The sequence below is a fragment of the Cohnella caldifontis genome, from assembly GCF_029360585.1.
Taxonomy (GTDB): domain Bacteria; phylum Bacillota; class Bacilli; order Paenibacillales; family Paenibacillaceae; genus Cohnella; species Cohnella caldifontis.
Window position 1 is genome coordinate 218,395 of sequence record NZ_JAQZSJ010000007.1, and the last position, 24,942, is coordinate 243,336.

Consider the following 24,942-nt stretch of genomic DNA (forward strand, 5'->3'; position numbering starts at 1 on the left):
CCGTCTTTCTCCCTTCGGAGGCGTAGGTTAGCGCGGCTGTCGGAGTCCTTAGAAGCCGCGGAGCAACGAAGAAAAGGGGGATGCCTGGCCGGCATCCTCCTTCTCATTATACTGGAATCGGGCGAAAGGGAACGGTTATTTGTTAGCGTCGATGATTTTTTGCAGATTGGTCCGGATGTTCGCCATCGTCGTTTCCAAATCGGCCACGCCCAGCATGTACTTCTCCGCTTCCGCGATATAGGCTTTCTCCAGGTCCGCCGCATAGGAAGGCGTGACGGGCGGCGTCGGCAGCTTGGTGACGTTCAGCGTGTTGATCAGCGACGCTTTGTCGATCTTATCCGGGGATTTCGTCGAGGCCACGATCGTATCGACTTCCGATTGGGTGTCCGCTTTCTTCCAAGCCGACAGCTGGTTGGTCAGCACCATGCCCTCCGTGGACAGGAACCGCAGGAACCGGTAAGATTCTTCCTTATGCTTGGATTTGGAAGAAATGACGAGCGGGTCGGCGCCCCCGAAAGCGTAATTCTCGTCTCCTTGGCCGTTCGTCGGCCACGGAGCGAATGCGGAGACGAAGGTAGCCGGGATTTTGTCCGTGCCGCCCGCTTCGGCGATCATCCAAGGACCGGTCGGCATCATGGCGGCTTTCTTCTGGAAGTATTGGTCGCGGTACGGAATCTTCTGCGTGATCACGTCTTGGTAAGGCGTCGCGGAGCCGTCCGTCTTCTCCATTTCGTAACGGAGCTCGAGCGACCGCTTCATGAGCGGGTTGTCGGCGTTCAGCGTCAAGCCGTCGTCCTTCATGATCCCTTGGTCTTTCGGGGCGCTGTAGAGCCGAAGCAGGAAATAATCCTTCCATTCGTGGAAGTGCGCGCCGTACGTTTTGTTCGGACCGTCGCCCTTCGTCAGCTTTTTGGCATACTCCCGGAAATCGTCCCACGTCCAACTGGTCGGCACGGGAAGCTGGGCCGCGTCCAGCATCTCCTTGTTGAGCAGGATCATCCAAGGCCCGAATTTCCCCGGCAGCGAATAGCGTTTGCCGTTGATCAGCTGCTGCTCCGCCTTGTACTCGTCCTCGTATCTCACGCCTTCCTTGGCCAGGTAATCGTCCAGCGGCTCCAGCATGCCGGCTGCCGCCCGTTGGGCGAAATCCCGCGCGGAGTTGAGCGGGAATACGTCGAACGCGTCGCCGGAAGCGTACATGAGATCGATCTTCTTGATCGATTCGTTCGAATCGTTCTCCACCAGCGGCGTATACTCGACTTTGATCGTCGGGTTTTTCTGCATGAAGGCGTCGATGGCGGGCTGGTAGACCGACGCTTTCTCCCAGCCGAGGAACTTGACCGTCACCGGCTCGGCGCCGGCGGACGGGCTCGCGCCGCCGGCCGGCGCGCTGCCCGCGGGCGATTCGCCTCCGCCGGCCTGCCGTTCCCCGCCGCCCTTCGAGCAGCCGGCCAGCAGACTCGCCGCGAGCAAAACGGCCGCGGTGACGGACAACCATTTCTTGTTCATCTTTGCATCCTCCCCGTTTATGTAAGCCCTTTTATTTCATGAATTTACCTTAACACGATTCGCGGAAAGCGTCGGAGCGTCAATTTTTACCGATTCCGGAAAAATTTTTACCCCTTTACGCCGCCGAGCGCGATCCCTTCGATCACCTGTTTCTGCCCGACGACGAAAATCGCGATCAGCGGCAGCACCGCCGACACGGTCCCCGCCATGATGAGCGAGTAGAACACGCCGCTCTCGGACGCGAACTTCTGTATGCCCAGCTGGATCGTGGCCAGATGGTCGCTGCGCAGGAAAATCAGCGGATTCGCGTAATCGTTCCAGGTCCAGATGAATCGGAGAATCGCATAGGTGGCGATGGCCGGCCGCACCAAGGGAACGGCGATCCGGGCGAAAATCCGGGCATGGCCCGCGCCGTCCATTCGGGCGGCATCGAGGCAGTCCGGATGGAGGCCGAGAAAAAACTGCCGCAGCATGAAGGTCCCGAGCGCGCTGAAGGAACCGACGAGGACGAGCCCGAGATGGGTGTCGAACAAATGCAGCCAACGGAAAATCAGGAATTGCGGGACGAGGATCGACGCGCTCGGCACCATGAACGTCGCCAGCACCAGAACGAACAGCGCGTTCCGGCCCCGGAAATCCACGTGGGAAAAGCCGTAAGCCGCCATGCTGGAGACGGCCGCCGACACGAGCGTCGTCCACGCCGTCACCTTGATCGTATTCCAGTAGTACAAGGCGAAGGGATAATCGCCGAACCAGACGTCGCGGTAATTCCGGTAGGCGTTCCAATGTTTCGGTATCCATTCGATCGGATAGCGGAACACGTCGATTTCCGGCTTGAAGGAAGCCGAAACCATCCAGAGGAAGGGCAGGATGAACGCGATTCCCCCAAGCAGCATCAGGGCGGTAACGAGTACTCTTACCGCCGGATTGTTTTTTCGCACTTCATCTCACCTCGCTCGGCATCTAATAGTTCACCCATTTTCGCTGCCCGTACAGCTGGACGAGCGTAATCAGCAGGACGCATCCGAGCAGGAACCACGCGATGGACGAGGCATAGCCGGTTTTCAGATCCTCGAACGCCGTCGTGTACAGTTGATACGTGATCACCGACGTCGCATACGCCGGCCGTCCTTCCGTCAACACCTTGATGATGTCGAACGATTTGAACGAGCTGATGAACCCCGTGACGAGCAAGAAGAACGTCGTCGGCGAGACCAGCGGCAGCGTGATGCGCGCGAACCGGGTCCACGCCCGGGCCCCGTCGATTTCCGCGGACTCGTACAGATCGCCCGGTATCGACTGCAGCGCCGCCAAATACACGATCAGGCAAAAGCCGATTCCGATCCACGCCATGATGATCATGACGGACGGAAGCGCGTAGTGAACGTCCGCGAGCCACAGGGGCGGCTTCTTCACGCCGACCGCCGCCAGGAATCGGTTGACCGGCCCGTAGGACGGGTGGAACAGCAACTGGAAAACGATCGCGACGGCCACGATGCTGGAAATATAGGGCATGAAAAAAAGCACCTTGAACAGGCTCTTCCCGTATACGACCCGGTCGATGATCACGGCCAGCACCAACGCGATCCCCATCTGGACGGGAACGACCAGCAGCATGGCCAGGTTGTTCTGCAAGGAAATGCGGAACACGCGATCCCCGAACAGCTTGGAATAGTTTTCGAATCCGACGAATCGGATGCGGTCGATCCCCGCGATGAAGCTCCAATCGGTAAAGCTGAGCATCAGCGTGATGATCGTCGGGATGACCGTCAGCACCGTCAAGCCGATCAGCATCGGACCGACGAATACGTATCCCGCCCAATTTTCTTTGCGCGTTCTCCTCCGTTTCCCCGCCTTCTTGTCCGTTCGCTTGTCCATCCGTATGCACCCCGCCTGCGCAAATTTCACAGCCTTATCGTAACGAATATCGCGCGGCCGGATAAGGTAAGGAAAATGACCGATTCCGAAAATATTTTTACCTCCGCCCAAAACGAAAAGGAGCTGTCCGAAGACAGCTCCCTTAAGTAACACTATACGGCAATCGCCCGCGCGTTCAGCGGGTGACGTCTTTGCCGCCTTCCAGCAGGCGGTCCAGCTCGCTTTGCTTCGGCAGCCCTTCCCAGTCCCCGCGGTATTGGACCGCCAAAGCGCCCATCGCGTTGGCCGTGCGAAGCGCCCGCTCCAGCCAATTCTCGTCTTCGCCGCGGTCCAGGTATTCGGACAGCATACCCGCGGCGAACGCGTCGCCGGCGCCGACCGTGTCCACGATGCGCGGCACCCGGACCGGGTCGACCCGAACCGAGCGCTCTACGGAGAATCCGACGGCGCCCCGATCGCCCAGCTTGAGCACGACCGTCTCCGGTCCCATTTCCAGGAACGCTTGCCCGTAGGCTTCCTCGGTCTTCTCCCCGAGCAGGAACTCCGCTTCCTCCAGTCCGGGAAGGAACAGGTCGCAGAGCGGGATCAGTTCCAGCAGCGTGCGGCGCGCCTCTTCCTCGGACCACAGCTTGCGCCGCAGGTTCGGGTCGAACGACACGGTGAGACCTTGGCTTTTCGCCTGCTTCATCGCGTGTTTGACGGCGTCCGCGGTGTGCGGCCCGAGCGCGGGCGTAATGCCCGTCACGTGCAGGTGACGGGCGCCCGCGAACCATTCGGGCTTCACGTGCTCCGGGGACAGCCGGCTGGCCGCGGAGCCTTTGCGGTAGTAGTAGACGTTGGGGTCGCCGTAACCCTTGAACTCCTTGAAATAGATCGCGGTCGGATAAGCCGGGTCGCGCTCCGCCAAGGACACGTCGACGCCTTCGCCGGCCAGCGTATGCAGGATCATGTCGCCGAACGGGTCGACGCCTAACCGGCCGATCCACCGGACTTTGCGGCCGAGGCGGGACAAGCCGATCGACACGTTGGACTCCGCGCCCGCGATCGAGCGGGTGAACAGCGGCGCGTAGGCGAGCTGCCCTTCGCTCATCGGCTGGAGCAGGACCATGCTCTCCCCGATCGTCACGACGTCGGCGTTTCGTTGCGCTGCGTAGTTGCCGCTCATGCCCGGCCGATTCCTTTGACTTCGTCGGAGTAGGCTTGCGCCAGCTTGCGGAGCTCGTCGAACTTGCCTTCCGCGACGAGCTTCTTGTCGACCAGGTTGCCGCCCAGCCCGACGGCGACGGCGCCCGCGTCCAGCACGGTGCGGATGTTCTGCAGGTTGACGCCGCCGGTGGCGACCATCGGGATATGGTTCAGCGGCGCGCGGATTTCCTTCAGGTAATTCACGCCGAGGCTGCCCATCGGGAACACCTTCACCGCGGAGGCGCCGGCCTTATAGGCGCGGACGATTTCCGTCGGGGTCATCGTGCCCGGCCAGACGTCGAGGCCGCGTTCCACGCCGAAGCGGACGACCTCTTCGTCCAGGTTCGGCGAAATGATGTATTCGGCGCCCGCGGCGGCCGCTTCTTTGGCCTGGTCCAAATCGAGCACCGTGCCGGCGCCGATTCTCATGCGGCCTTCGTAACGTTCGCGGAAGCGCGAAATCATGCCCAGCGCGCCGTCCGTGTTCAGCGTCACTTCGAGGAAGACGACGCCCCCTTCGAACAACGCTTGGGCGGTGGCGTCGCCCTTGCCGTCCGGGATTCCCCGGATGATCGCCACGATTTTCTCTTGGGACAGCGCCTGCAGCAGTTCGCTCGGTTTCCGGTTCGTCGTCATCTTGCCATCCAACCTCCATCTACGCATAAGACATGTCCGTTCATGTAATCGGAAGCGGCCGAAGCCAGGAACACGACGGGCCCCTTCAGATCCTCGGGCGTTCCCCACCGGCCGGCCGGAATGCGTTCCAGTATGGACTGGTACCGTTTCTCGTCGGCGATGATCGGAGCCGTATTGCGGGTCTCGATATAACCCGGCGCGATCGCATTGATCTGCACGCCTTTGCCGGCCCATTCGTTGGCCAGCGCTTTCGTAAGGCCGGCGACGGCATGCTTGCTCGCCGTATAGCCGGGCACGTTGATGCCGCCTTGGAACGACAGCATCGAAGCGATGTTGACGATTTTGCCGCTTCCCCGCTCGATCATGTGGCGGCCGGCCAGCTGGCTCAGGAAGAAGACGGAATTCAGGTTCAGGTCGACGACGTCGTGCCAGTCCTTGCTGGAATGCTGCGCCGCCGGCGCGCGGCGGATCGTCCCCGCGTTGTTGACGAGGATGTCGATGCGGCCGAATTTGCCCAGCGCTTCCGCGAACAGCTTCTCCAGGTTATCTTCCTTGCTCAGGTCGGCGGAAATCTGCTCCGCGCTGCCGCCAAACCCGCGGATCGCGGCGACGGTTTCGTCGCTGTTGGAAGCCGATACGGCCACGACGGAAGCGCCCGCCTCCGCGAGGGCGATCGCCATGGCCTGGCCGAGACCGCCCGAAGTGCCGGTCACCAGCGCCGTTTTGCCGGATAAGTTGAACATGATGGCTCTCATTCCTTTTCTTCGTTGATCAGGAGTTTGACTCCCGCGTTCTGGTACTGCGCTTTCGTGTCCTCGGTAATGCCCGAGTCGGTCAAGATGGCCTCCACTTCCGTCAGCTTGGCGAAGGTGAAGAGCGCCCCCTGCCCGAACTTGTGATGGTCCGCGACGACGTAGGAGGTTTGCGCCGTCTCGAGCCACGCCCGTTTGATCTCGTGGAACTCCCCCGTGTAGATGGTGAAGCCCGAATCCGGATGAACCCCCGTGGCGGTGAGGAACGCCTTATGGATGTTCAGCTTGCGGATGTAGGCAACGGCCTCCGAACCGGTCAGCATGTTGCGGACCCGGTATCCGCCCGGCACGACGAGCCGAATCAGGTCTTTGCGGGCCAGTTCGCTGATGACGATCACGTCGTTCGTCACCACGGTCATCGGCTGGTTGGGGAGGTGACGGGCGATTTCCTGGGTCGTGGTGCCGCCGTCCAGCGCGACGATGTCGTTCGGCTCGATCAGGCTGACGGCCAGCTTCGCGACCTCGGCTTTCTCGGCGGCGTGCCGGGACACCGGATTCCGCAGCGAGAGGATGCCCAATTGGTCCGCCTGCGCCAGCATGGCTCCCCCGTGGACGCGGCGAAGCAGGCCTTTCTCCTCCAGCTTCGCCAAATCCTCGCGGATCGTCTTGCCGGTTACGTCCAATCGCTCGCTGAGCTCCGCCACCGTCACCTGGCTCTCGGCCAGCAGCAGCTCCATGATTTTCTCGTATCGTTGCAAGGAGTTCATCGGAGTCCCCGTTTCGTTTCCCGATTTCCCGTTACTCGGTAAGAACTTCTTTATTTTAAATCTTTCATGGCCACGGCATCCATATCTTCGAAGATTTGATTTTCGCCGGCCATGCCCCAAATGAACGTATAGCTGTTCGTGCCGACGCCGCTGTGGATCGACCAGCTCGGGGAGATGATGCCTTGCTCGTTGCGGACGACGAGGTGCCGCGTTTCCTGCGGCTCGCCCATCAAATGGAATACGGCCCCGTCCTCCGGCATATCGAAGTAGAAATACACTTCGGAGCGGCGGTTATGGGTGTGGCACGGCATCGTGTTCCACATGCTGCCCGGCTTGAGCAGCGTCATGCCCATGACGAGCTGGCAGCTCTGGATCCCGCCGGTGTGGATGTAACGGTAAATCGTGCGTTCGTTCGAGTTCTGCAGGCTGCCCAAATGGTTCGGGGAAGCTTCGCTGATGGCGGCTTTCACGGTCGGGTACGTCTGGTGGGCGGGCGTGGAATTGAAATAGAATTTCGCCGGGTTCGACGCATCCGCGCTGGCGAACGCGACGTCTTTGGCGCCGCGGCCGACGTAGAGGCAGTCCTTCGTCTCCATCGCGTACGGTTGGCCGTCCACCGTGATCGTCCCCGCTCCCCCGACGTTGATGATGCCGATCTCCCGACGCTCCAGGAACGTAGCCGCGCCGATCGAATGCGGGTCGGCTTCCAGCTTGACTTGGCCCTTCACCGGAACGGCTCCCCCGACGATGAACCGGTCGACGTGCGTGTAATACAGCGTCAGCTCGTCGGCGACGAACAGCCGCTCCAGCAGAAACTCTTCGCGCAGGCGCGAAGTGTCGTACGTTTTGACTTCCCGGGGATGCGAGGCGTAGCGGACTTCCATCGTAGATAACCTCCATCTTGTTCATTGTGGTTTATTTGCGTTTATATAGGTTTATTTTAAGACCTTTCGGGTTCGCGTTCAAGCGAAATGTGAAAAGTCCGCCTAAGTAAAAAGAAGCCCTCGGCAACCGCGGCGAACGGGGCTGCGAAGGCTTCAGCGCTCAGGAGTCAATCGGCTGGCATCAGCTTGCGGATATTCGGGTCCGCACCCCGACAAAGCAACACGTCTGTGTGTTCGGCTTTGGCGAGGTGCTCCCCGTACGGTCACGATAAGTTTATGAAGTCTGTTCAGCCCAAAAATTGTCAAATCGAGAGGGCTCGCGTCAAGAGCTTACCGTCCGAGCGCCCGCAGCCCCAGCGCCACGGAGCCGAGCAAGCCGGCGTTGTCGCCGAGTCCCGGCGGCACGATATACGCGTCGATCTCCTGCGTAATCGCCGGCGATTGGACGTAGCCGTTCAAAATTTTCAACACTTCCGCCCGGACCAAGGGGAACAGCTGCCGCTGGTGCATGACCCCGCCCCCGAGAATGACTTTCTTCGGCGACAGCAGGAGAACCGCGCCCGCGATCGCCTGGGCGATATAGTACGCTTCGATTTCCCAAGCCGGATGGTCCGCGGGAAGCTCGCTGCCCTTGACGCCCCATCTCTTCTCGATCGCCGGACCGGCCGCCATGCCTTCCAGGCAATCCCCATGGTAAGGACATAACCCTTCAAAGGCGTCCCGGCTATGCCGGCGAACCCACACGTGGCCGCCTTCGGGGTGAACCAATCCGTGAACGAGCTTGCCTTCGGCATAGACGCCCGCGCCGACTCCGGTGCCGATCGTGTAGTACACGCAGCTGTCCAACCCTTTCGCCGCGCCCCAAGTCGCTTCCCCGAGCGCCGCCGCGTTCACGTCCGTATCCCAGCCGTAAGGGACGTCGAACTCCTTTTTCAGCGTGTCCAAGAACGCGTACCCCGCCCACCCCGGCTTCGGCGTCGTCGTAATGCTGCCGTATGCCGGACTGGAAGAATCCGCGTTGATCGGACCGAACGTGCCGACGCCGATCGCCTCGACGCGCTTGTCCCGGAAAAAGGAGATGACGTTCGCCATCGTGGTCTCCGGGCGTTCGGTCGGAAAGCTGACCCGTTCTTCGATTTCCCCGCTTTCGTTGCCGATCCCGCAGACGAATTTGGTGCCGCCCGCTTCTATCGCGCCGATGCGCATCAAGACTTCCTCCTCTAATCGGGAGTTTGACGGAGTCAAACTCTCTCAACCCATCGAAAAATTCCGCACGCGGCAAGAATACCAAAAAGAACCCTTCGCACGCAAGGGTTCTTCAGAGTTTCCGATCGTCCGCGGATGTACGTATACGTTCCCGGTTTCGCACCGCGCGCAGCTCCCAGCGCGCGGTGTGGCGTCGGATTAAGGCTTCCAGATCCGATAGTTGCCGCTTAACGCCAGCAAGGCGAAAAAGTACAAGCAATTGTCGTAATACCTTCTGTCGCCGATGCGCGGAGGCGTATGCCAGAACAACTCGACGCTCGCCCGGGCATGCGGGCCTTCGGCCGCCAAGGAAGCCATCGCGTTCGTCGCCAGCAGCCCCACGGGATGCAGCGACTTCTCCTCGAACGGCTCTCCGGCCACGGTATAACGGCGATAGTCTTCGGGGCGTTTGTCCGCGAAAAACGCCTGGATGCGGTCCGCTTCCCCCCGCTGCCATTCGTCCGCCGCGAACCATGCCCAATCCAGGCCGACGTTGGCGGCGACCCGATAGGAATCGCTGAAGAAATGCCCGAAGCCCCGTTCGTCGTTCGGCGTTCCGTCGTAATGGGCGTACTCCGGCGCGAGCCCCGTGACGGGGTGGCATGCCTTGCGCAAATAAGCGCGGCTGGCCGCCGCGGCCTCTTTCCAGAACGGACGGTCTTCCGGATCGGCCCATAAGGCGAACAACTCGTAAAAATGGGGCAAGTGGTACGACGGGTCCGAATATTCGCAATTCGGCACGAATTTGATCAGCTTGTTCTCCGGGTTCCACATCGGATGCCCCACCCCGTCCTCGCCCTTGTGCAGGCAGGTTCGCAGCAATTCCCGGGCTTGCACGGCATAGCGGCTTTCGCTCCACCGGTGGGCGGCGAAGAACAGGGCCATCGCGAAAAACTCTTCCCCGTCCGGCGCGGGCCCGTAGGCGTTTTTCGTTCCGTCCGGCGCGCAGGACCAGGCGAAATACCCCGCGTTCTCGCCGGTCGTCATGTACATGTTCGTCATCGTCCATTGCCACAGCCGATCGAAGACGTCTCGGCGATCCATCTGCACCGCCATCATCATGCCGTAGGACATGCCCTCGGTGCGGACATCCAAGTTGCCCGTGTCCAGCATGTAGCCCATGGAGTCGCCGACCGGAAAATAGATGCGGGTTTCCTCGTCCTCGAACAGATGGCGCCATGCGCTCGCCAACCGTTCGTCGATCTCCGCTTGCGGCATTCCGAATTCTTGCAGCACGTTCCGGTATCGTCCCGAATAGAAGGCTCCGTTGTTTTCCACAAGATCACCTCTTAGGCAGATTGGGCCGCGGGAGGAAAAGAAGCCCTACATGGGCTGCGGGGCTGAAGGCCGCATGGCATAAGAGGGTTGCGGCTCCTTGAACGAGGGAGAATCATGGGATTGCCGTCAGAAGTCAGCCGGATCCCGCGCCGCTCCATCTGGAGCCCGCGGGGTGCGGGCAGTCCTTTCCGTCAAGCTTGGCCCGGACTTCGACCAGGCAGCCGCAGTGCATGCATGTCGTCTCGTATTCCAGCGAAGCGCAAGACCGGCATGCGGCCAGTCTTCGGGCATATAACGCGTCGCGGACGAAGTCGAATCCTTTGCCGTTCATGGCGTCCAGCAGCCGGTCGACCTGTTCGCGGGTCACATGTACGGTTGCGGAACAGCCTTTGCAGCCGCCCGTCATGAAAGTTCGAGTACCGCGACGGACATCGGCGGCAATTGAACGGCCAACCCTTCTTGGCTGACGTTCGCGAAACCGTCGAAGGCTTGGGGAGCCAGCGCGTCCGGACGTTCGAACGTATTATGGGCATTCATTTCGCCGCTCGTCAGGATGCGTGCGCTGACTTTCGGCGCGGCGGACAAGCCCCGAAGGCGCAGCGACACCTGCGCGGCTTCGCCGGGATGGACGTTGCAGAGGCTGATATGGGTCTTTCCGTCCCGCCGGGATGCCGAAACGCTGACCTGGGGAATCGCCTCGTTGCCGTTTCGGTAAGAATCGGCGTCCGTATGGACCGCCAGCGCCTCCGCGTCTTGATGAACCTTGAACATTTCGAAAACGTGGTACGTCGGCGTCAGCAGCATCTTGGCGCCTTCCGTCAGCACCATGGCTTGCAGCACGTTGACGGTTTGGGCGATGTTGGCCATATGTACGCGATCGCAATGGCGGTGGAAAATGTGGAAATGAAGTCCGGCCACCAGCGCGTCCCGAAGGGTGTTCTGCTGGTAGAGGAAACCGGGGTTCGTCCCTTCCTCGACGCGATACCAGGTGCCCCACTCGTCTACGATCATGCCGACCCGCTTTTCCGGGTCGTAACGGTCCATGATGGCGGCATGCCGGGTGATCAACTCGTCCATGTATAAGGATTTGCGCATCGTCGCGAACCACTCGGCCTCGTTGAACTCGGTCGCGGCGCCTTTGTTCTCCCAATTGCCCGGCACCGTGTAATAATGCAGGCTGAGCCCGTCCATATGGGAGCCGGCTTGCTTCATCAAGGTTTCGGTCCAGTGGTAGTCTGCCGTGTTGGAACCGCAAGCGATTTTGTAAATGCGGTTGCCGCCGTAGTTCCGAACGTACGTCTGATAGCGGCGGTATTCGTCGGCGTAGTACTCCGGCCGCATGCTGCCGCCGCAGCCCCAGTTCTCGTTGCCGACGCCGAAATACTTCAGGCGCCAAGGCTTGTCGCGGCCGTTCTCCTTGCGCCAGTTCGCCATCGGCGACTCTCCGTCGAACGTCATGTATTCGACCCATTCCTGCATCTCCTGGACCGTGCCGCTGCCCAGGTTGCCGCAGATGTAGGGCTCGCAGCCGAGCAGTTCGCACAAAGCCAGGAACTCATGCGTGCCGAAATGGTTGTTCTCCACGACGCCGCCCCAGTGCGTGTTCACCATCCGTTTGCGGGATTCCCTCGGACCGACGCCGTCCTTCCAATGGTATTCGTCCGCGAAGCAGCCGCCCGGCCAACGCAGCACCGGAATGTCCAGCTTTTTCAGCGCTTCCAGGACATCGTTGCGGATCCCTTGGGTATTCGGAATCGCGGAATCTTCGCCTACCCAAATCCCCTCGTAAATGCAGCGGCCAAGATGTTCGGCGAAATGGCCGTAAATATGGCGGCTGATGGTGCCGATCGGCAAATCGGCGTTGATCGTTTCGGTCGCTTTCATGGGCAGCTCCTCCTGCGTTCTGGATTAATTTTTTTGTTAATTCAAAATGCATGATTCCGGGTTTTTACACAGCTACTTGCCACAGGCTTAATATAAGCGCTTGCAAGCGGTTTGTAAAGGGGGGATTTCGGTGCCTTGCAGCCGAGCGGCTCAATGTGTTCTGAGACAGCAGATTGTTTAAATTTATATTTATGCGAATTTAAACACGACGACACATTTGTTGATGATGGCGCCGCACCGGGGAGAAATGGACGCGATCGCGCACGTCGTGCGCTATTGCGCGGTTCATGAAGCGGAACGCCTGAAATCGCGCACGTCGTGCGCCGCTGCGCGGTTCATGAAGCGGATTGCCTGAAATCAAAAACCGTCGACTTTTACACCCGGATGACATAGGCAAGATATGCGGCGAAAATCCGCGGCATATAATGTTTGAACGAAGGGAGGTGACGAGGCTTGTATTACGAAGAGGATCGCGTTCCTTACGATCATCCGGACGAAGATGTCCCGGGAAGGGATCATGAAGCAGCCGACTCGGAAGACGGAGAGCAGCGATAAAAAAGGTCCACCCCTTGGGTAGACCTTTTTTCTTTTATTCGCGGACCAATATGAAAGAAAAACGACGTCGTTGTCGTTATGTAGCAGGAGCGTTCGCTAAGTGCTTAAATACAATGAGTCTTCTCATTCTGCCCCTGTTTTGGGGTACGAAGAGCCGAAATACATTTATTCCAGGCCAATACTTCATTTTTCCGCCGAATCGATCTCTGCTTATTGCATTTTGGCCTTTCGTCATCACGTTTTTGTGGAATCAGATGAAACAACTGCATTTTGGCCCTTAGCCCGCCCCTTTGGAAATACATTGCGCTTCACCGATTCTCCCTCTAAGGAGTTAAAGAACGCTGCAGCAGGCAGCGTCCCTCCTTGCATCTACGCCGTTCTTACAATCTAGTTTACATCTCGATACGCAGCCTCTCTTCGCCCGAGCCGCCCCAAACGACCGTCAGCGCCTCCCCGTCCGCTTCCGCCCGCGGCGGGCGTTCCCACGCCGACGAATCGGACCCGGGTTCGCCGTAAACGGCGGTCGCCAGCCAGCCGACGGTTCCGGGCTGCAGGCTCGCGGTCACCGTCGGGATCACGGTCCGCGCGTGCAACACGTTCGTGTTGGCGTTCGGGTAAATCAGCTGCGCTTCCCCGGATCCGTGCAGCAGCCGGATTCCGCTGGCGCCCCAAGGGTACGAGACCCGCGCCTGACGGGATTCCGACTCGGCCGCCGCAGGCTGTGCGATCCGCGACCGCTCCGCCAAACTTTCCAAGCCGAGCGCGAAGCCCCCGTCGGCCAGATCCAAATACCGGCCCGTCTCGATCCGGTGCACCCGGACATGCCAAGGCGTTCCGGGGATCAGCCAAGTCCGGACCTCAACGTCCTTCCAAGGCTTCCAACGAAAATACAGCACGCCGTGATCTCGGATCTCCGACTCCTCCGCCGTCCGTTTGACCCGGTACATCCGGTCCCCCTCGCTCATCGCGAGCATGGAATCGAAGGCCCCCTGCGACAGTCCCCATTCGGCACGGGGAACGCTGAAGCCGAACATGTTGGAATACGCGAACTTCTCGTATTTGGCGGAGGTGTGCGTATGTTCGTTCGTGGAACGATGGCCGGCATTGAAAGCGACGACGTGCCGCTTCTCCTCTTGCCGGCAGATCACCAGGCGCGGAGCTTGCTGGATCGAAAGTTCCGGAAGACGGGGAAGCGGCAATTCCCCCGCCCGCCAGAACGGATGCTGTTCCGGCAGCGCCAGCGGGAGAAACGCCTTCAGCGCCCAATAGGGGGAACCCGGCGCGTTGTAATTTTCCGCCATGACCAGGTTCGGGTACGCGTATCCGATCGTCAGCGTGCCGTCGGCACGGAAAATCGGCTGCCGGAACCACCACCTCAAGTTGCGGAGCACGAGGCCTTTCATCACGCCCATCGGGAACGCTTCGACTTCGGCGTACGCCATGGCGGACCAGAACGCGGACTGCGCGAACCGGTACGTCAGGCTTCGGCCGAACGGCAGCGCGGAACCGTCCCCGGCGAACCAATGGATGAACGCTTGCGCGAAAACCGACGCTCGTTCCCGGTACATCCCCGCACGGATCGGATCCTCGTCTTTCATCCATACCGAATACAGCAGCCCGTAGAAATAGATCGCGAACGGAACGTAATAGTCGCAATGCGCCTGGGGACCGTCCGAATACCAGCCGTCCGACAGGTAATAGGCATCGATCCGGTCCAGGTGCTCGTTCATGCGCTTGGCATCGTAAGGCAGACCGGCTTTTTTGAACCCCAGGTTCACCATGACGTTGAAAAACTTCCAGTTGCAATCGTGCAGTTCCCGCCGGTTCATCTGGTTCAGCCAATCGTAAAACCGCTGCCGTTCCGGCACGCTGAGCGGCTCCCAGACCCGATCCGGAGCCAATGCCAGCGCGAAGCCCATCGCCGCCATTTCGACCAGCTTCTGGTCGTAGTCCCGAACGGCGTCCCAATACTCCGGATGGGCCGGGTCCGTCCCGTTGCGGATGCCCTGCGCGACGAGGTCCCACAGCGGAGAATCCCCGCCCCCCGCCGCCAAAGGCACAAGGCCCCAGAGAATCCGCGAAAATCCTTCCAGCTCGGCCGTTTCCGCCGCGCAGCCCGAGCCGGTAAAGCCGAGTTCCAGCCTCGTTCGCCCTTCGCTGAAATACGGAATGAGCGGCTCGCACAGCTGGCGGAGCGCCTCCCGCATATCCTTCCGCGTCACGAGCGGATTGTCCCGAATCGCCAAATCGAAAGCCCTCATGGAATCCCACTCCCTATGTCGGCAAACTCTTCTCTTTCCACTCCAACCGGATCTCGACGGCGACGGAATCCCGATTCTTCCGCTCTACGGCCGACAAATCGACGAGATACAAGATTTCCTTGCCGAGCCGGTTTTCCAAGAACCGTTCTTGCCCGAGCTCCGGCGCAAGTTGCTTCGGATCGAATCGGATATTGAGAACCGCCCCCTCTCGGCCCGTTATCCGGATCAGCCCCTCCCCCGCCGTTTCCGGCTTCCGGAAAGAAACGAACCGTTCCCGGAACGCGCCGGCATAACCGCCGACATACGCATAATCGTCCCGCAGTCTCAGCAAACCCTGTTGCTTGTCAAAATAAAACCGGCGGACGAGGGACCGGAGATTCTCATTCCCGTAAGCGGCCGCGAGCTCCAGTTCGAACACCGTTCGGGAATCGGCAAAATCGGCGTGGCGCACGACTGCCCGGCGTTCCGATCCGGCCCGTTGGAAATCCCCGTCCACGACCGGCACCGAATGGCCGTGCGAGCCGTTATAAATCAACTCGTATCGGCCTTCGCCGAAATATTCTCTCGTATAGACGCCGGATCCCGGATCGGCGAGCAGCTGTTCGCCGTCCGCCAGCAGGATGAAGCTGCCCGCGTCGTTGTGGTTGTGCGGTTCGCCGTTATGGCCGCCTTTCGCGGAAAAGCCGACGCTGCGGTTCCCCATCCGGCCCCGGCAGACGACGATTTGCGCGTCGGGCATATATTCGACCGCTTCGCCCAGCTCGCCGTCCGCGAACGCTTCTTCGTACCAAGCGAGATTGCGGATCGCATGCATCCACCGGAAACAGTCGTCGCCGAGTACGCCGGCTTCGCACGCCCGGCTGGGAACCTCCACGTCCGCAAAGCGCCGCCTCAGGTAATGCGTCAATCCCGGCTGGAATTCCCCCGCGTCCGAACTGTCCGAATAGCTGATCACGGTGTGGCCGTCCAAGTAGCATTTCTGCTGGAACCGGGCGATGCGGCGGATTTTCTCCCCCTGCAGCAGATCGACGATTCCTCCTGTCCGCTGCGACAGCAGGCTCGCGAACGCCACGTAAAACCCGAAGCCATAGGTCCAATATTTCAAGCCTTCCAGACAGGCGCCGTCCTCGGGGAAGCCGGCGATAAAACCTTCCATCGTGCTGACCGCCCGATGCAGCAGCGGCGCCAGGATGTCATCCTCCCGGATCAGGTACATCGCGGCGGCCCCCACCGAACCGGCGCAGACGGCCGCCCAGTTCATGTCCGTCGTCTCCCACCACGCGGCGGGCGAGAGGGAAGCGTAAGGCCCCAGCACCCTCGACCGGATTTCCCGGCGGACCCGCTCCGCGACCAAGGGAGACAGCCGTTCTTCCATTAAACATACGATTTCTGCCAAATAAAACGCGGTTTCCGCCGCGAACAAGTCGATAACCGTCCGGTGCTCCGCCGCCGGGTCCAGGCTGCGTCCTCCCAAATGGGCAGGCAAGCACCACGTATACTCGCCGCAAATCGCCCAGAGGACGTCTTCCAACGCCGCCAGCGCCCCGGACGCCTCTCGTCCCGTCCCCGACGACGCCTCGAAGGCTGCGCTTGCGCGGCCGTCTTCCGCCAGCGCCCCGGATGCACCCCGACCATCCCCCGCCAGCGCCAAAACCGCGAAAACGCCCATCCGCTTGCGGCGTTCGAAATACGCGGCTTGATACGCCTCGCGGTCCCCCGTCGTGTCGTACAGCCGGTACAGGCGAAACGGAAGGTCCGGAATCTCCTGCTCCGACAGCCGATCGCCCAACGCCCGGAACTCCGCGTACCGTGCAGCCGGCAGCCGCAGATTCCTCGCTTCCGCGAACAGCGCCCGGCGCCCGTCCCCGCCGGCCATCTCCGTTCCGATACGCAACGCGGCCCATACTTCCCCCATGTTCATGACGCGAACCCCTCTCGGCGCGGGTCTCACCCAATCTACTGGGACAACCGGTACTCTTTCGGCGAAAACCCGTAGACCGACTTGAAAATTTTGATAAAATAGCTCGTGTTGTCGTAGCCGAGCGCTTCTCCGATCTGTTCGATGCTTTTGCCGGTATGGTCCAGCAGTTCCTTGGCTTTCTCCATCTTCTGCCGGGTGACGTATTCGATGAACGTTTCCCCGGTCTCCTGCTTGAAGATCCGGCTGAAATGGCTCGGATTCAAGTGCAGCGCCAGCGCCGCTTCCTCCATGCCGATCTTCTCGTGCAGCCGCGCCGCCACGTATTTCTTCGCCTCGCGGATTTCGGGCCGCGCGGATTCCCGCTTCAGCGTCCGGACGAGCCGGATTTTCTCCTCGACGAAAGCGGCCAGGAAATCCTCCACTTCATAGATCGATTCCATCCCCAGCACTTGCCGGTGAAGGTCCTGGATCGATTCCCCGTCGTCGAAGTCCTGCAGGGACTTGAATTTCACTTCGATGTCGAGCAGCAGCTTGATCAGCCACGTCCGCACCGTTTCGGCCGGATACCGTTCGTCCCTCAGCAGCTGCATCCATTCCCGGACGACCATCCGGTACGGATCGGATTCGTTCGTGATGGCATGCCGGAAATCGTCGATCGCTTTCTGGTAATGAGAGAAAATATCGCTCGGCGAAGTGCGGAACGCATTCCATTTGTAGACGGTGCCTTCCGAAGCGTAGAAGCGCTGGTCCACGGACTCCAGCAAAGCGGTCAGGCTTTTCTTCCATTCCTGGGGCGCAGAGACCGCCTGGCCCGTCACGGCGGATACGGCGATGCCCAGTTCGCCGAAAGCGGAAAGCAGCTTCGTCAAACGCCCGCGGACGATCTCGTATTGGTTGACCTTAAGGGATTTCGGATACGGAAACAGGATGAACCGGATTTTGGGGCTGAACCGGAAGCTGACGCCGATGCCCGGCTTGTCGATCAGTTCGTCCAGCGCGTTGTCGAACGCGTAGGTCAGCAGTTCCTCCGTGCCGAAACGGGCCAGCAGCCCGGAATAGCGGTTCGGATACAGGAGCACCGGCAAATACGGAACCGTCCGGTCGGCGATGCCGAAATCTTTCAGCTCGGCCAGCCATTTCTGTTCGCCCACGATCGGGTTGCGGATCGTGTTCCGGATGAATTCCGACTTGATGGCCGCGTTCCCTTGATCCAGCGCCCGGGACAACGATTCGGTCTTGTCCCGCGCCTCGGACCTCGCTTCGATTAGGCGAACGATTTTGCGAAGCAGCTCGGTCAGTTCTTCCGGCTGCAGCGATTCTTTATGGATGTAATCGGTGACCCCAAGCTTGATCGCTTCCCTGACGTAATGGAATTCGTCGTGGCAGGAGAGGATCACGACCTCCAGGTCCGGATTCTCCGCTTTGGCTGACGCGATCAGCTCCAGCCCGTTCAACTTGGGCATGCCGATATCCGAAATCAAGATGCCGGGGCGGTTCGTCCGGCACGCCTCGAGGGCTTCCACTCCGTCCGAGCATTGAGCCGCGACGGCAAGGCCCAGCTCGCCCCAAGGCACGGTCTGGGCCAGAAATTCGAGCACCGGATATTGATCGTCCGCCACGATGACTTTAATCACGAGCCGTTCCCTCCATTCGGGGAAGCATCAAATCCACGCGGGTTCCCATCCCTTCCGCGCTGTCGATCCGGACGGAAAACCGCTCTCCGTACAGCATAATCAGCCGGTCGTACACGTTCGCGAGCCCGATGCCGGACATGCCGTCCGGCTCTTCCGCGGCTCGGTTCAGCGCCGCGCGAGGGTTCAGCTTTTCTTTCAATCGGCCGAGCGCCTCCGGGTTCATGCCCGCTCCGTTGTCTTGCACGGAGAGGCAAAGGCTGTCCCCTGCAATAACCGAACGAATGGCGATCGTCCCTTCTCCCCCGTCCAACCCGTGCTTTAACGCGTTTTCGATGATCGGCTGCAACGTGAACCGGGGCACGAGCACTCGTTTCGTTTCCTCATCCAGGTCCAATTCATAACGGAACGGGGTTTTCATGGCCGATTTCATCAGCTCCATGTAGGAGACTGCGATGGCCGCTTCCTCCTCCAGTTCGACCATCTTGTCCTGCCGCTGGATCGTCATCCGCAGGAGGCGGGACAAGTTGCGGAGCAAATCGGCGTTTTCCCGGTCTCCCTTCAGTTGGATCCGCATCCGGATCGAGTTCAGGATGTTGAACAGGAAATGGGGGCTGATCTGCGCCTGCAGCATGGACAGCTCGGCCTTGCGCGCCTGTTCCTGCTCGCGCTGGATTTGCCGGAACATTTCCTCGATCCGGTCCAGCATGTGGTCGAAGGAGCGGCCCAGCTTCCCGATCTCGGTCTTCCCGCGCACCTCCGAACGGACGGACAGGTTGCCCGACTCGATGCTGGAGGCGACTTCGCCGAGCCGGATGATCGGCTGGGTGAACCTGCGCAGCAGCAGGATGAGGATGACGACGAAAATGAGAATGAACACCACTTGCCAGAAGAAGTTCGTGAAATAAATGCGGTTGATGCCCGCCGTCGCCTTGGCGTACGGCATCAGGCTGACCAGCGTCCACCCGTTGAAGGGAAGGGAATCGGTCACGTACATGTAATCTTTGCCGCCGACCGTCACGACGGGATTCGCCCGCGGTTGCTGCACTTCCCGGTACGCGTCGAAGGGAGACCCCGGCCGATCGCCGGACAAGATCGTCCCCCGATCGTCCAACAGATAGATGCTTTGGTCGGCGTAACTCTCGAACAAGGAACGGATCCGGGTTTCCGTAATGCTGACGACGACGTAGGCGTAGATCCCCTTGGTCGTGCGGAACGCCCGCGCGAACGTAATCAGGTGGGGGTCGGGCTCGACGCTCTGTTCCAGGTAATTGGGCTGCAGCCCGACCCAGTAATTCTCGTAGGTCGACGTACGGTTAAGCCGCTCAAACCAAGGCTCCCGATAAAATTGGATCGGCGTGAACTTGAACATGCCGTAGTTGGTGAAAAACCGGTTATCCGTCGTGAGAACGGTGACGTAGACGCCGGCTTTATCGTGCGTGAGATTCGTCAGCTTTTCGTTGATCATCGTCACGCTCGTCTCGGGGTTCGAATAGGTCGCGCTTTTCAGATAAGGCGTGACCGATGGGTCGAATTCGATGCTGTTCGCGATGCTGTACAAGCCTTCCACGATATTGACCAGCTGCGACTTCACGAATTTGAGGGATTCCGACGAGTTGCGCTCCGCTTGCGCTTTGATGAGATGGTTCGTGTTCATGTTTCCGATCCACAGGGAGATGGACAGCGGAATGATCAGGCACAGCAGGGAAGTGATCATCAATTGATAGCGCAACGAGGATTTCAGGAATGCCCTTTTCATGTCCGCCCTCCTCTCTACGACTCCATTGTAAGTCACCTTTCCGGGATCGGAAAAGGAAAACAAGGACCCGCGAAGCCGGGCCCTTGTCCGCGAAATGCGGTCCGGTTATTGCTTGTTGGCCGCGATGAGGTCCTTGACCCTCTGCTGCGCGTTTTTCACCGCGGTGTCCAAGTCCTCGTTGCCCAGCAGCATTTTCTCCATTTCGTCCGTGATCGCTTTATCCAGTTCGCCTTGGTAAGGAACGGAGATGTACAGCTTCGCCGGCTTCGTCACGCTGAGCACGTACTTCAGCGACTCCTTGTCGATCAGCTTTTCCGCGTCCGGTCCGGCGGTCAGGGTGTCGATCGTCTGGCCCACGTCGATTTTCTTGGAGGCCGTCAAGTATTTGCCTTGCAGGGCCAATCCGTCGGAAGTCATCCATTTGATGAACGTATACGCCGCTTCTTTATGCTTCGATTTCGAGTAGACCGCCCAGAAATCGCCGTCGGTCTTGCTCGCGATCGGATCGCCCGCTTTGGCGGTCGGATACGGCGCGAACGCGGTTTTGAACGTTTGCTTGATCGGCCCGTTGCCCGCGGCTTCCGGAATCATCCAGGAGCCGATCTCGATCATGCTGGCCTGGCCGTTCATATAAACGTTGCGGTAGTTCAGCTTCTGGCTGATGGTGTCTTCATAGGGAACGGCGGAGCCGTCTTTCTTGGCCCGGTCCCGGATGGCGAAACCTTGGCGGAACAATTCGTTGTCCACGTTCGGCGTGCCGTCGGATTTGACCACGTTGTTGTTTTCCGGTTGGCCCATGAGGGGCAGGATGCTGTAGTCCACCCACGTATGGAAATACGTGCCGTAATGCTTCTGCGCGCCTTCGCCGTGCGTCAGCTTCTTCGCGTAGTCGAGGTACTCGTCCCACGTCCACTGTTTCGGCACCGGAAGGTTTGCTTTGTCCAGGTCGTCTTTGTTCAGCAGGACGAAATACTGGTTCAATTTCCCCGGCAAGGCGTAGTATTTGCCGTCGATCGACGTGTCGGAGACGTATTCGGCTTCGTAATTGACCCCGTCCTCGGACAAATAGTCGTTCAGCGGCTCGAGCAGCCCCAGCGCCGCGCGTTGGGCGTAGTTGGTCGGGCTGTTCAGGATCATGACGTCGATGTCTTCGCCGGATGCGGCGGCGAGGTCGATTTTCTTCATCGTCTCGTTCGCGTCGTTCAGCACGCCGACGACGGATTCGATTTTGATGTTCGGGTGCTGTTTGGTGAATTCGGCGAACACCTGGTCGAACTTCTCGATTTTGTCGTCGTACCAATGGTACACCTTGAGCGTGACTTGCTCTTCCGCCGCGGACGGGCTGGGCGAGCTGGGCGAGCTGCCGGGACTGCTGGAGCCGCCGGCTGCCGGGGCGGATGCGGAAGGGCTGGAATCGCCCGATTTCGATCCTCCGCAGGCGGAGAGCATGGCGGCCATCAAGATGACGGCGATCCCCAAGTTCCCGATCCTTCTCTTCATCATGGTAGAAATGCCTCCCTTGGTCTGTTATCGCTTACAACGTGCATCTTAGCATCCGCCTCCGAGGCGGGACATCCAACAAAATTTTCGCTTCCGGAAATATTTTGACTATCCTTTCACGCCGCCGAACGAGATGCCTTCGATGACTTGTTTCTGGCCCACGACGAAAATGACCAGTAGCGGAACGATCGCGGATACGGTTCCCGCCATGATGAGCGCATAGTGCTGCGTATACATGTCGGCGAATTTGCGCATCGCCAGCTGCAGCGTGTACAGGCCGTCGGAACGCAGGAAAATGAGCGGATTCTGGTAATCGTTCCAGGTCCAGATGAACCGGAGGATGGCATACGTCGCGACGGCGGGTTTCACCAGCGGCAGCGCGATGCTGACGAACGTGCGGATGTGGCCGGCGCCGTCCAGCTTGGCCGATTCCAAATATTCCGGGTGCAGTCCTAAGAAAAACTGCCGCAGCATGAAGGTGCCGAATACGCTGAAGCTTCCCAGCAGGACGAGCCCGAAGTGGCTGTCGAACAAGCCGAGCCAGCGGTACAGCACGAACTGGGGAACGAGGATGGCTTGCGCCGGCACCATGTAGGTGGCCAGCACGACCATGAACAGCACGCCCCGCCCGCGGAATCGGATGACGGAGAAGCCGTAGGCCGCCATGCTCGAGACACAGACGGAAATGGCGGTCGTGGCGAGCGTGACTTTGATCGTGTTCCAATAATAGTGGGCGAACGGATATTGCCCGTTCCAGACGTCCGTATAGTTCTGAACGGCGTTCCAGGTGGAGGGAATCCATTCGATCGGATAGTTGAACACGTCCGCTTCGAGCTTGAACGACGTCGACACCATCCAAAGAAACGGAAGCAGGAAAACGATCCCCAGAATCGCGACCAGCACGGTCCATGCGATCTTCCCGAACGGAACGGTTCTTTTCGTTGCCGCGGTTTGTTCCGTCATTGGTAGTTCACCCACTTTTTCTGAGCCAGCCATTGCAGTCCCGTGATCGCCAGCGTAAGGATCAGCAGCACGACCGCCATCGAGGAAGCGTAGCCCGTCTTGAGATTGTTGAACGCCGAATCGTAGAGATAATAGACGATAACGGACGTGGAGCCGGCGGGACCGCCGGCCGTCAGCACCGCGATCAGGTCGAAAATCCGGAACGAATAGATCACCCCGGTTACGAGAAGGAAGAACGAGGTCGGCGACAGCAGCGGCACCGTGATCGACCGGAACTTGTGCCAGGCGTTCGCCCCGTCGATGTCGGCGGATTCATAAAGATCCTTCGGGATGTTCTGCAATCCTGCCAGATAGATGATCAAATAGAACCCGATGCTGACCCATACCTGGATCATCATGACGGAGATGAGGGCGTAATGCGTATCCGCGAGCCACTTGGGCGGGTTGCCCACGCCGAGCGAAATCAGCGCCTGGTTCACCGGACCGTAGGACGGATGGAACAGCACCTGGTAGACGATGGCGACCGCCACGATGCTGGAGATATAGGGCATGAAAAAGACGACTTTGAACAGGTCCTTCAGGAACACGTGCTTGTTCAGCACGATCGCGAGCAAGAGCGATAAAATCATGGTGACCGGTATCGTGACCAGCAGGTAGAAATTGTTCTGCAGCGACTTCAGGAAAATCGGATCGCGGAACAGGCGTTCGAAGTTGTCGAGCCCGTTCCACTTGATTTTGTCGAGTCCGGCGATGAAGCTCCAATCCGTGATGCTCAGCGCGATGACGGCGAGGATCGGCAGTACCGTGAAGACGAACACGCCCAGGAACATCGGGCCGATGAACAAGTACCCGTACAACGTCTCCTTCAAGCGCTGCCGGCTTCGGCGGGGAGCGGCGGATAAGGGGATGCCCGCGCCCGTTCGGCTGATCTGGCTCATGGTTGCACCTCTCTCTCTAGGGTTGCTTCCATTCTAAAGAGGTTGCCGCGCAAATACATGAAACTTTCTTTGCAATTTCGGAAGATTTATTGCGGATGCCGCGAATGAACTTGCAAAAATGTTTTCGAATCCGAAAAATCCGTTGCTAATGTTCCGATCGTTCGATTTATATAATGAAGCTAAACATGTGCAGAGGGAAGGTCGAGGAAACTGAGCGTTTTCGATGCGGAGCGGATTTGGAGCAAAATCGTGAAAAAAACGGAAGACATGATCGAGGATATCGGGGAGCGCTGCCCCCATGTCGCCCGGGACGACGGGCATTACGACGACGCCCCGGCGGATTGGTGGACATCCGGCTTCTGGCCGGGCATGCTGTGGATCGTCTATGACCGGACCCGGATCGAACGATTCCGTGCGGCGGCTTGGGAAGGGGATGCCAAGCTGGAACGGCTGTTCCTTGAGCCGAACGATTTCTATCACGACGTAGGCTTTCAATTCCTGCCGACGGCGGCGGCCAAGCACATGATCACGGGCGATGCCGAAGGCAAGCGCCGGGCGCTGGCCGCGGCCGTGTTCCTTGCCGGGCGGTACAATCCCGCCGGCCGGTTCATCCGGGCCTGGAACGGAGCGGACCATACCGGGTGGGCGATCATCGACTGCTGCATGAACTTGTCGCTGCTGTTCTGGGCTTCGCGGGAGTCCGGCGATCCGCGGTTCGCGCATATCGCGAAGGCCCACGCGGACACCGTGCTGGACCATTTCCTCCGTCCGGACGGCTCGAGCCGGCATATCGCCGTCTTCGACCCGCTCACCGGACGATTCCTACGCGCCGACGGCGGGCAAGGCTTCGGTCCGGATTCCGCCTGGAGCCGCGGACAAGCTTGGGCGCTGTACGGCTTGTCCAATATCTACAAGCATACGGGCGAAAGCAAGTATTTGGAAGCGGCGCTCAGGTCCGCCTATCATTTCCTCGCTTGCCTGCCGGAAGATTCGATCCCGCTTTGGGATTTCCGGCTGCCCGATCCGGACGGCCAGCCGCGGGACACGTCCGCCGCCGCTATCGCGGCGTCCGGGCTGCTCGAGCTCGCCGCCTTGACGCCGGCTCCGATCGGCCGCACCTTCCGGGAGGGGGCCGTTCGGATCCTGGCGTCGCTGACCGAGCGGCATTCCGCTCTGGACCGCGACGGCTATCATGCGCTGCTGACCGGCGGGACCGGGCACGTGCCGGAGAACAAGAACATCCATGTATCGTTGATCTATGGGGATTATTTCTACTTAGAAGCGATCGCCAAACTGACGGGATGGGAACGGAGGTTTTTCTGAGGAGGAGACTCTCGGGAAAGCGGTCTTATTCATGCCCGCTTTTTATACGCCCTCATCGCGAAGAGATAAGCCG

The 24,942-nt window shown here is 59.9% G+C and carries 20 protein-coding genes; 1 reads left to right on the forward strand and 19 read right to left on the reverse strand.

What is annotated here, in order from left to right:
• Window positions 1-135: 135 nt before the first annotated feature.
• From PTZ19_RS12815 to PTZ19_RS12905, 19 genes are all read right to left on the reverse strand, one after another.
• Window positions 136-1,509 carry an extracellular solute-binding protein gene (locus PTZ19_RS12815; protein WP_276354949.1) on the reverse strand — a complete coding sequence of 458 codons (1,374 nt, stop codon included), beginning with the start codon at window positions 1,507-1,509 and terminating at the stop codon, window positions 136-138.
• A 107-nt stretch (window positions 1,510-1,616) separates the two neighbouring features.
• Window positions 1,617-2,405, reverse strand: a complete 789-nt coding sequence (locus tag PTZ19_RS12820) for a carbohydrate ABC transporter permease (RefSeq protein ID WP_276354982.1) — start codon at window positions 2,403-2,405, stop codon at window positions 1,617-1,619.
• Between the two features lie 67 nt (window positions 2,406-2,472).
• Window positions 2,473-3,387 carry a carbohydrate ABC transporter permease gene (locus PTZ19_RS12825; RefSeq protein ID WP_276354950.1) on the reverse strand — a complete coding sequence of 305 codons (915 nt, stop codon included), beginning with the start codon at window positions 3,385-3,387 and terminating at the stop codon, window positions 2,473-2,475.
• Window positions 3,388-3,562: 175 nt separating this feature from the next.
• Window positions 3,563-4,552 carry a sugar kinase gene (locus PTZ19_RS12830; protein ID WP_276354951.1) on the reverse strand — a complete coding sequence of 330 codons (990 nt, stop codon included), beginning with the start codon at window positions 4,550-4,552 and terminating at the stop codon, window positions 3,563-3,565.
• Complete coding sequence (locus PTZ19_RS12835) at window positions 4,549-5,208, reverse strand: bifunctional 4-hydroxy-2-oxoglutarate aldolase/2-dehydro-3-deoxy-phosphogluconate aldolase (protein ID WP_276354952.1); 660 nt, start codon at window positions 5,206-5,208, stop codon at window positions 4,549-4,551. Before PTZ19_RS12835 ends, PTZ19_RS12830 begins: the two co-directional genes overlap by 4 nt.
• Window positions 5,205-5,963 (reverse strand): 2-dehydro-3-deoxy-D-gluconate 5-dehydrogenase KduD, encoded by a 759-nt coding sequence (gene kduD / locus PTZ19_RS12840; RefSeq protein WP_276354953.1) that lies wholly within the window; start codon window positions 5,961-5,963, stop codon window positions 5,205-5,207. Before kduD ends, PTZ19_RS12835 begins: the two co-directional genes overlap by 4 nt.
• On the reverse strand, window positions 5,960-6,727 hold the full coding sequence (locus tag PTZ19_RS12845) for a DeoR/GlpR family DNA-binding transcription regulator (RefSeq protein ID WP_276354954.1): 768 nt from the start codon (window positions 6,725-6,727) through the stop codon (window positions 5,960-5,962). The genes kduD and PTZ19_RS12845 overlap by 4 nt, the downstream gene beginning before the upstream one ends.
• A gap of 50 nt (window positions 6,728-6,777) precedes the next feature.
• Complete coding sequence (kduI, locus tag PTZ19_RS12850) at window positions 6,778-7,611, reverse strand: 5-dehydro-4-deoxy-D-glucuronate isomerase (RefSeq protein ID WP_276354955.1); 834 nt, start codon at window positions 7,609-7,611, stop codon at window positions 6,778-6,780.
• 330 nt (window positions 7,612-7,941) lie between these two features.
• On the reverse strand, window positions 7,942-8,817 hold the full coding sequence (locus PTZ19_RS12855) for an ROK family protein (protein ID WP_276354956.1): 876 nt from the start codon (window positions 8,815-8,817) through the stop codon (window positions 7,942-7,944).
• A 198-nt stretch (window positions 8,818-9,015) separates the two neighbouring features.
• Window positions 9,016-10,074, reverse strand: a complete 1,059-nt coding sequence (locus PTZ19_RS12860; protein ID WP_276354984.1) for a family 8 glycosyl hydrolase — start codon at window positions 10,072-10,074, stop codon at window positions 9,016-9,018.
• Window positions 10,075-10,267: 193 nt separating this feature from the next.
• The gene (locus PTZ19_RS12865) at window positions 10,268-10,501 is read right to left on the reverse strand and encodes a DUF6171 family protein (protein WP_276354957.1); all 234 of its coding nucleotides are present in this window, start codon (window positions 10,499-10,501) and stop codon (window positions 10,268-10,270) included.
• Between the two features lie 35 nt (window positions 10,502-10,536).
• Window positions 10,537-12,018 (reverse strand): alpha-N-arabinofuranosidase, encoded by a 1,482-nt coding sequence (locus PTZ19_RS12870; RefSeq protein WP_276354958.1) that lies wholly within the window; start codon window positions 12,016-12,018, stop codon window positions 10,537-10,539.
• A gap of 947 nt (window positions 12,019-12,965) precedes the next feature.
• Window positions 12,966-14,834, reverse strand: a complete 1,869-nt coding sequence (locus PTZ19_RS12875; protein ID WP_276354959.1) for a DUF2264 domain-containing protein — start codon at window positions 14,832-14,834, stop codon at window positions 12,966-12,968.
• A 13-nt stretch (window positions 14,835-14,847) separates the two neighbouring features.
• Window positions 14,848-16,755, reverse strand: a complete 1,908-nt coding sequence (locus PTZ19_RS12880; RefSeq protein WP_276354960.1) for a heparinase II/III domain-containing protein — start codon at window positions 16,753-16,755, stop codon at window positions 14,848-14,850.
• 35 nt (window positions 16,756-16,790) lie between these two features.
• Window positions 16,791-18,389, reverse strand: coding sequence for a helix-turn-helix domain-containing protein (locus PTZ19_RS12885; protein WP_276354961.1), 1,599 nt, complete (start codon window positions 18,387-18,389; stop codon window positions 16,791-16,793).
• Entirely contained in the window at window positions 18,382-20,145 is a 1,764-nt protein-coding gene (locus PTZ19_RS12890) for a cache domain-containing sensor histidine kinase (RefSeq protein ID WP_276354962.1), read from the reverse strand. The genes PTZ19_RS12885 and PTZ19_RS12890 overlap by 8 nt, the downstream gene beginning before the upstream one ends.
• A 105-nt stretch (window positions 20,146-20,250) precedes the next feature.
• Window positions 20,251-21,648, reverse strand: coding sequence for an ABC transporter substrate-binding protein (locus PTZ19_RS12895; protein WP_276354963.1), 1,398 nt, complete (start codon window positions 21,646-21,648; stop codon window positions 20,251-20,253).
• 105 nt (window positions 21,649-21,753) lie between these two features.
• Window positions 21,754-22,608, reverse strand: a complete 855-nt coding sequence (locus tag PTZ19_RS12900) for a carbohydrate ABC transporter permease (protein WP_276354964.1) — start codon at window positions 22,606-22,608, stop codon at window positions 21,754-21,756.
• Window positions 22,605-23,546: a carbohydrate ABC transporter permease gene (locus PTZ19_RS12905; RefSeq protein WP_276354965.1), complete on the reverse strand. Its 942-nt coding sequence runs from the start codon at window positions 23,544-23,546 to the stop codon at window positions 22,605-22,607. The genes PTZ19_RS12900 and PTZ19_RS12905 overlap by 4 nt, the downstream gene beginning before the upstream one ends.
• A gap of 249 nt (window positions 23,547-23,795) precedes the next feature.
• Here PTZ19_RS12905 and PTZ19_RS12910 point away from each other — a divergent pair, with 249 nt between their 5' ends.
• Window positions 23,796-24,869, forward strand: a complete 1,074-nt coding sequence (locus PTZ19_RS12910) for a glycoside hydrolase family 88 protein (protein ID WP_276354966.1) — start codon at window positions 23,796-23,798, stop codon at window positions 24,867-24,869.
• The last annotated feature ends 73 nt before the right edge of the window (window positions 24,870-24,942 follow it).

Bases quoted from the DNA above. Each gene is read 5' to 3' on its own strand.
- PTZ19_RS12815 (WP_276354949.1), bottom strand. From the start codon at position 1,509: ATGAACAAGAAATGGTTGTCCGTCACCGCGGCCGTTTTGCTCGCGGCG.
- PTZ19_RS12820 (WP_276354982.1), bottom strand. From the start codon at position 2,405: ATGCTGCTTGGGGGAATCGCGTTCATCCTGCCCTTCCTCTGGATGGTT.
- PTZ19_RS12825 (WP_276354950.1), bottom strand. From the start codon at position 3,387: ATGGACAAGCGAACGGACAAGAAGGCGGGGAAACGGAGGAGAACGCGC.
- PTZ19_RS12830 (WP_276354951.1), bottom strand. From the start codon at position 4,552: ATGAGCGGCAACTACGCAGCGCAACGAAACGCCGACGTCGTGACGATC.
- PTZ19_RS12835 (WP_276354952.1), bottom strand. From the start codon at position 5,208: ATGACGACGAACCGGAAACCGAGCGAACTGCTGCAGGCGCTGTCCCAA.
- kduD (WP_276354953.1), bottom strand. From the start codon at position 5,963: ATGAGAGCCATCATGTTCAACTTATCCGGCAAAACGGCGCTGGTGACC.
- PTZ19_RS12845 (WP_276354954.1), bottom strand. From the start codon at position 6,727: ATGAACTCCTTGCAACGATACGAGAAAATCATGGAGCTGCTGCTGGCC.
- kduI (WP_276354955.1), bottom strand. From the start codon at position 7,611: ATGGAAGTCCGCTACGCCTCGCATCCCCGGGAAGTCAAAACGTACGAC.
- PTZ19_RS12855 (WP_276354956.1), bottom strand. From the start codon at position 8,817: ATGCGCATCGGCGCGATAGAAGCGGGCGGCACCAAATTCGTCTGCGGG.
- PTZ19_RS12860 (WP_276354984.1), bottom strand. From the start codon at position 10,074: ATGCCGCAAGCGGAGATCGACGAACGGTTGGCGAGCGCATGGCGCCAT.
- PTZ19_RS12870 (WP_276354958.1), bottom strand. From the start codon at position 12,018: ATGAAAGCGACCGAAACGATCAACGCCGATTTGCCGATCGGCACCATC.
- PTZ19_RS12875 (WP_276354959.1), bottom strand. From the start codon at position 14,834: ATGAGGGCTTTCGATTTGGCGATTCGGGACAATCCGCTCGTGACGCGG.
- PTZ19_RS12880 (WP_276354960.1), bottom strand. From the start codon at position 16,755: ATGAACATGGGGGAAGTATGGGCCGCGTTGCGTATCGGAACGGAGATG.
- PTZ19_RS12890 (WP_276354962.1), bottom strand. From the start codon at position 20,145: ATGAAAAGGGCATTCCTGAAATCCTCGTTGCGCTATCAATTGATGATC.
- PTZ19_RS12895 (WP_276354963.1), bottom strand. From the start codon at position 21,648: ATGATGAAGAGAAGGATCGGGAACTTGGGGATCGCCGTCATCTTGATG.
- PTZ19_RS12900 (WP_276354964.1), bottom strand. From the start codon at position 22,608: ATGACGGAACAAACCGCGGCAACGAAAAGAACCGTTCCGTTCGGGAAG.
- PTZ19_RS12905 (WP_276354965.1), bottom strand. From the start codon at position 23,546: ATGAGCCAGATCAGCCGAACGGGCGCGGGCATCCCCTTATCCGCCGCT.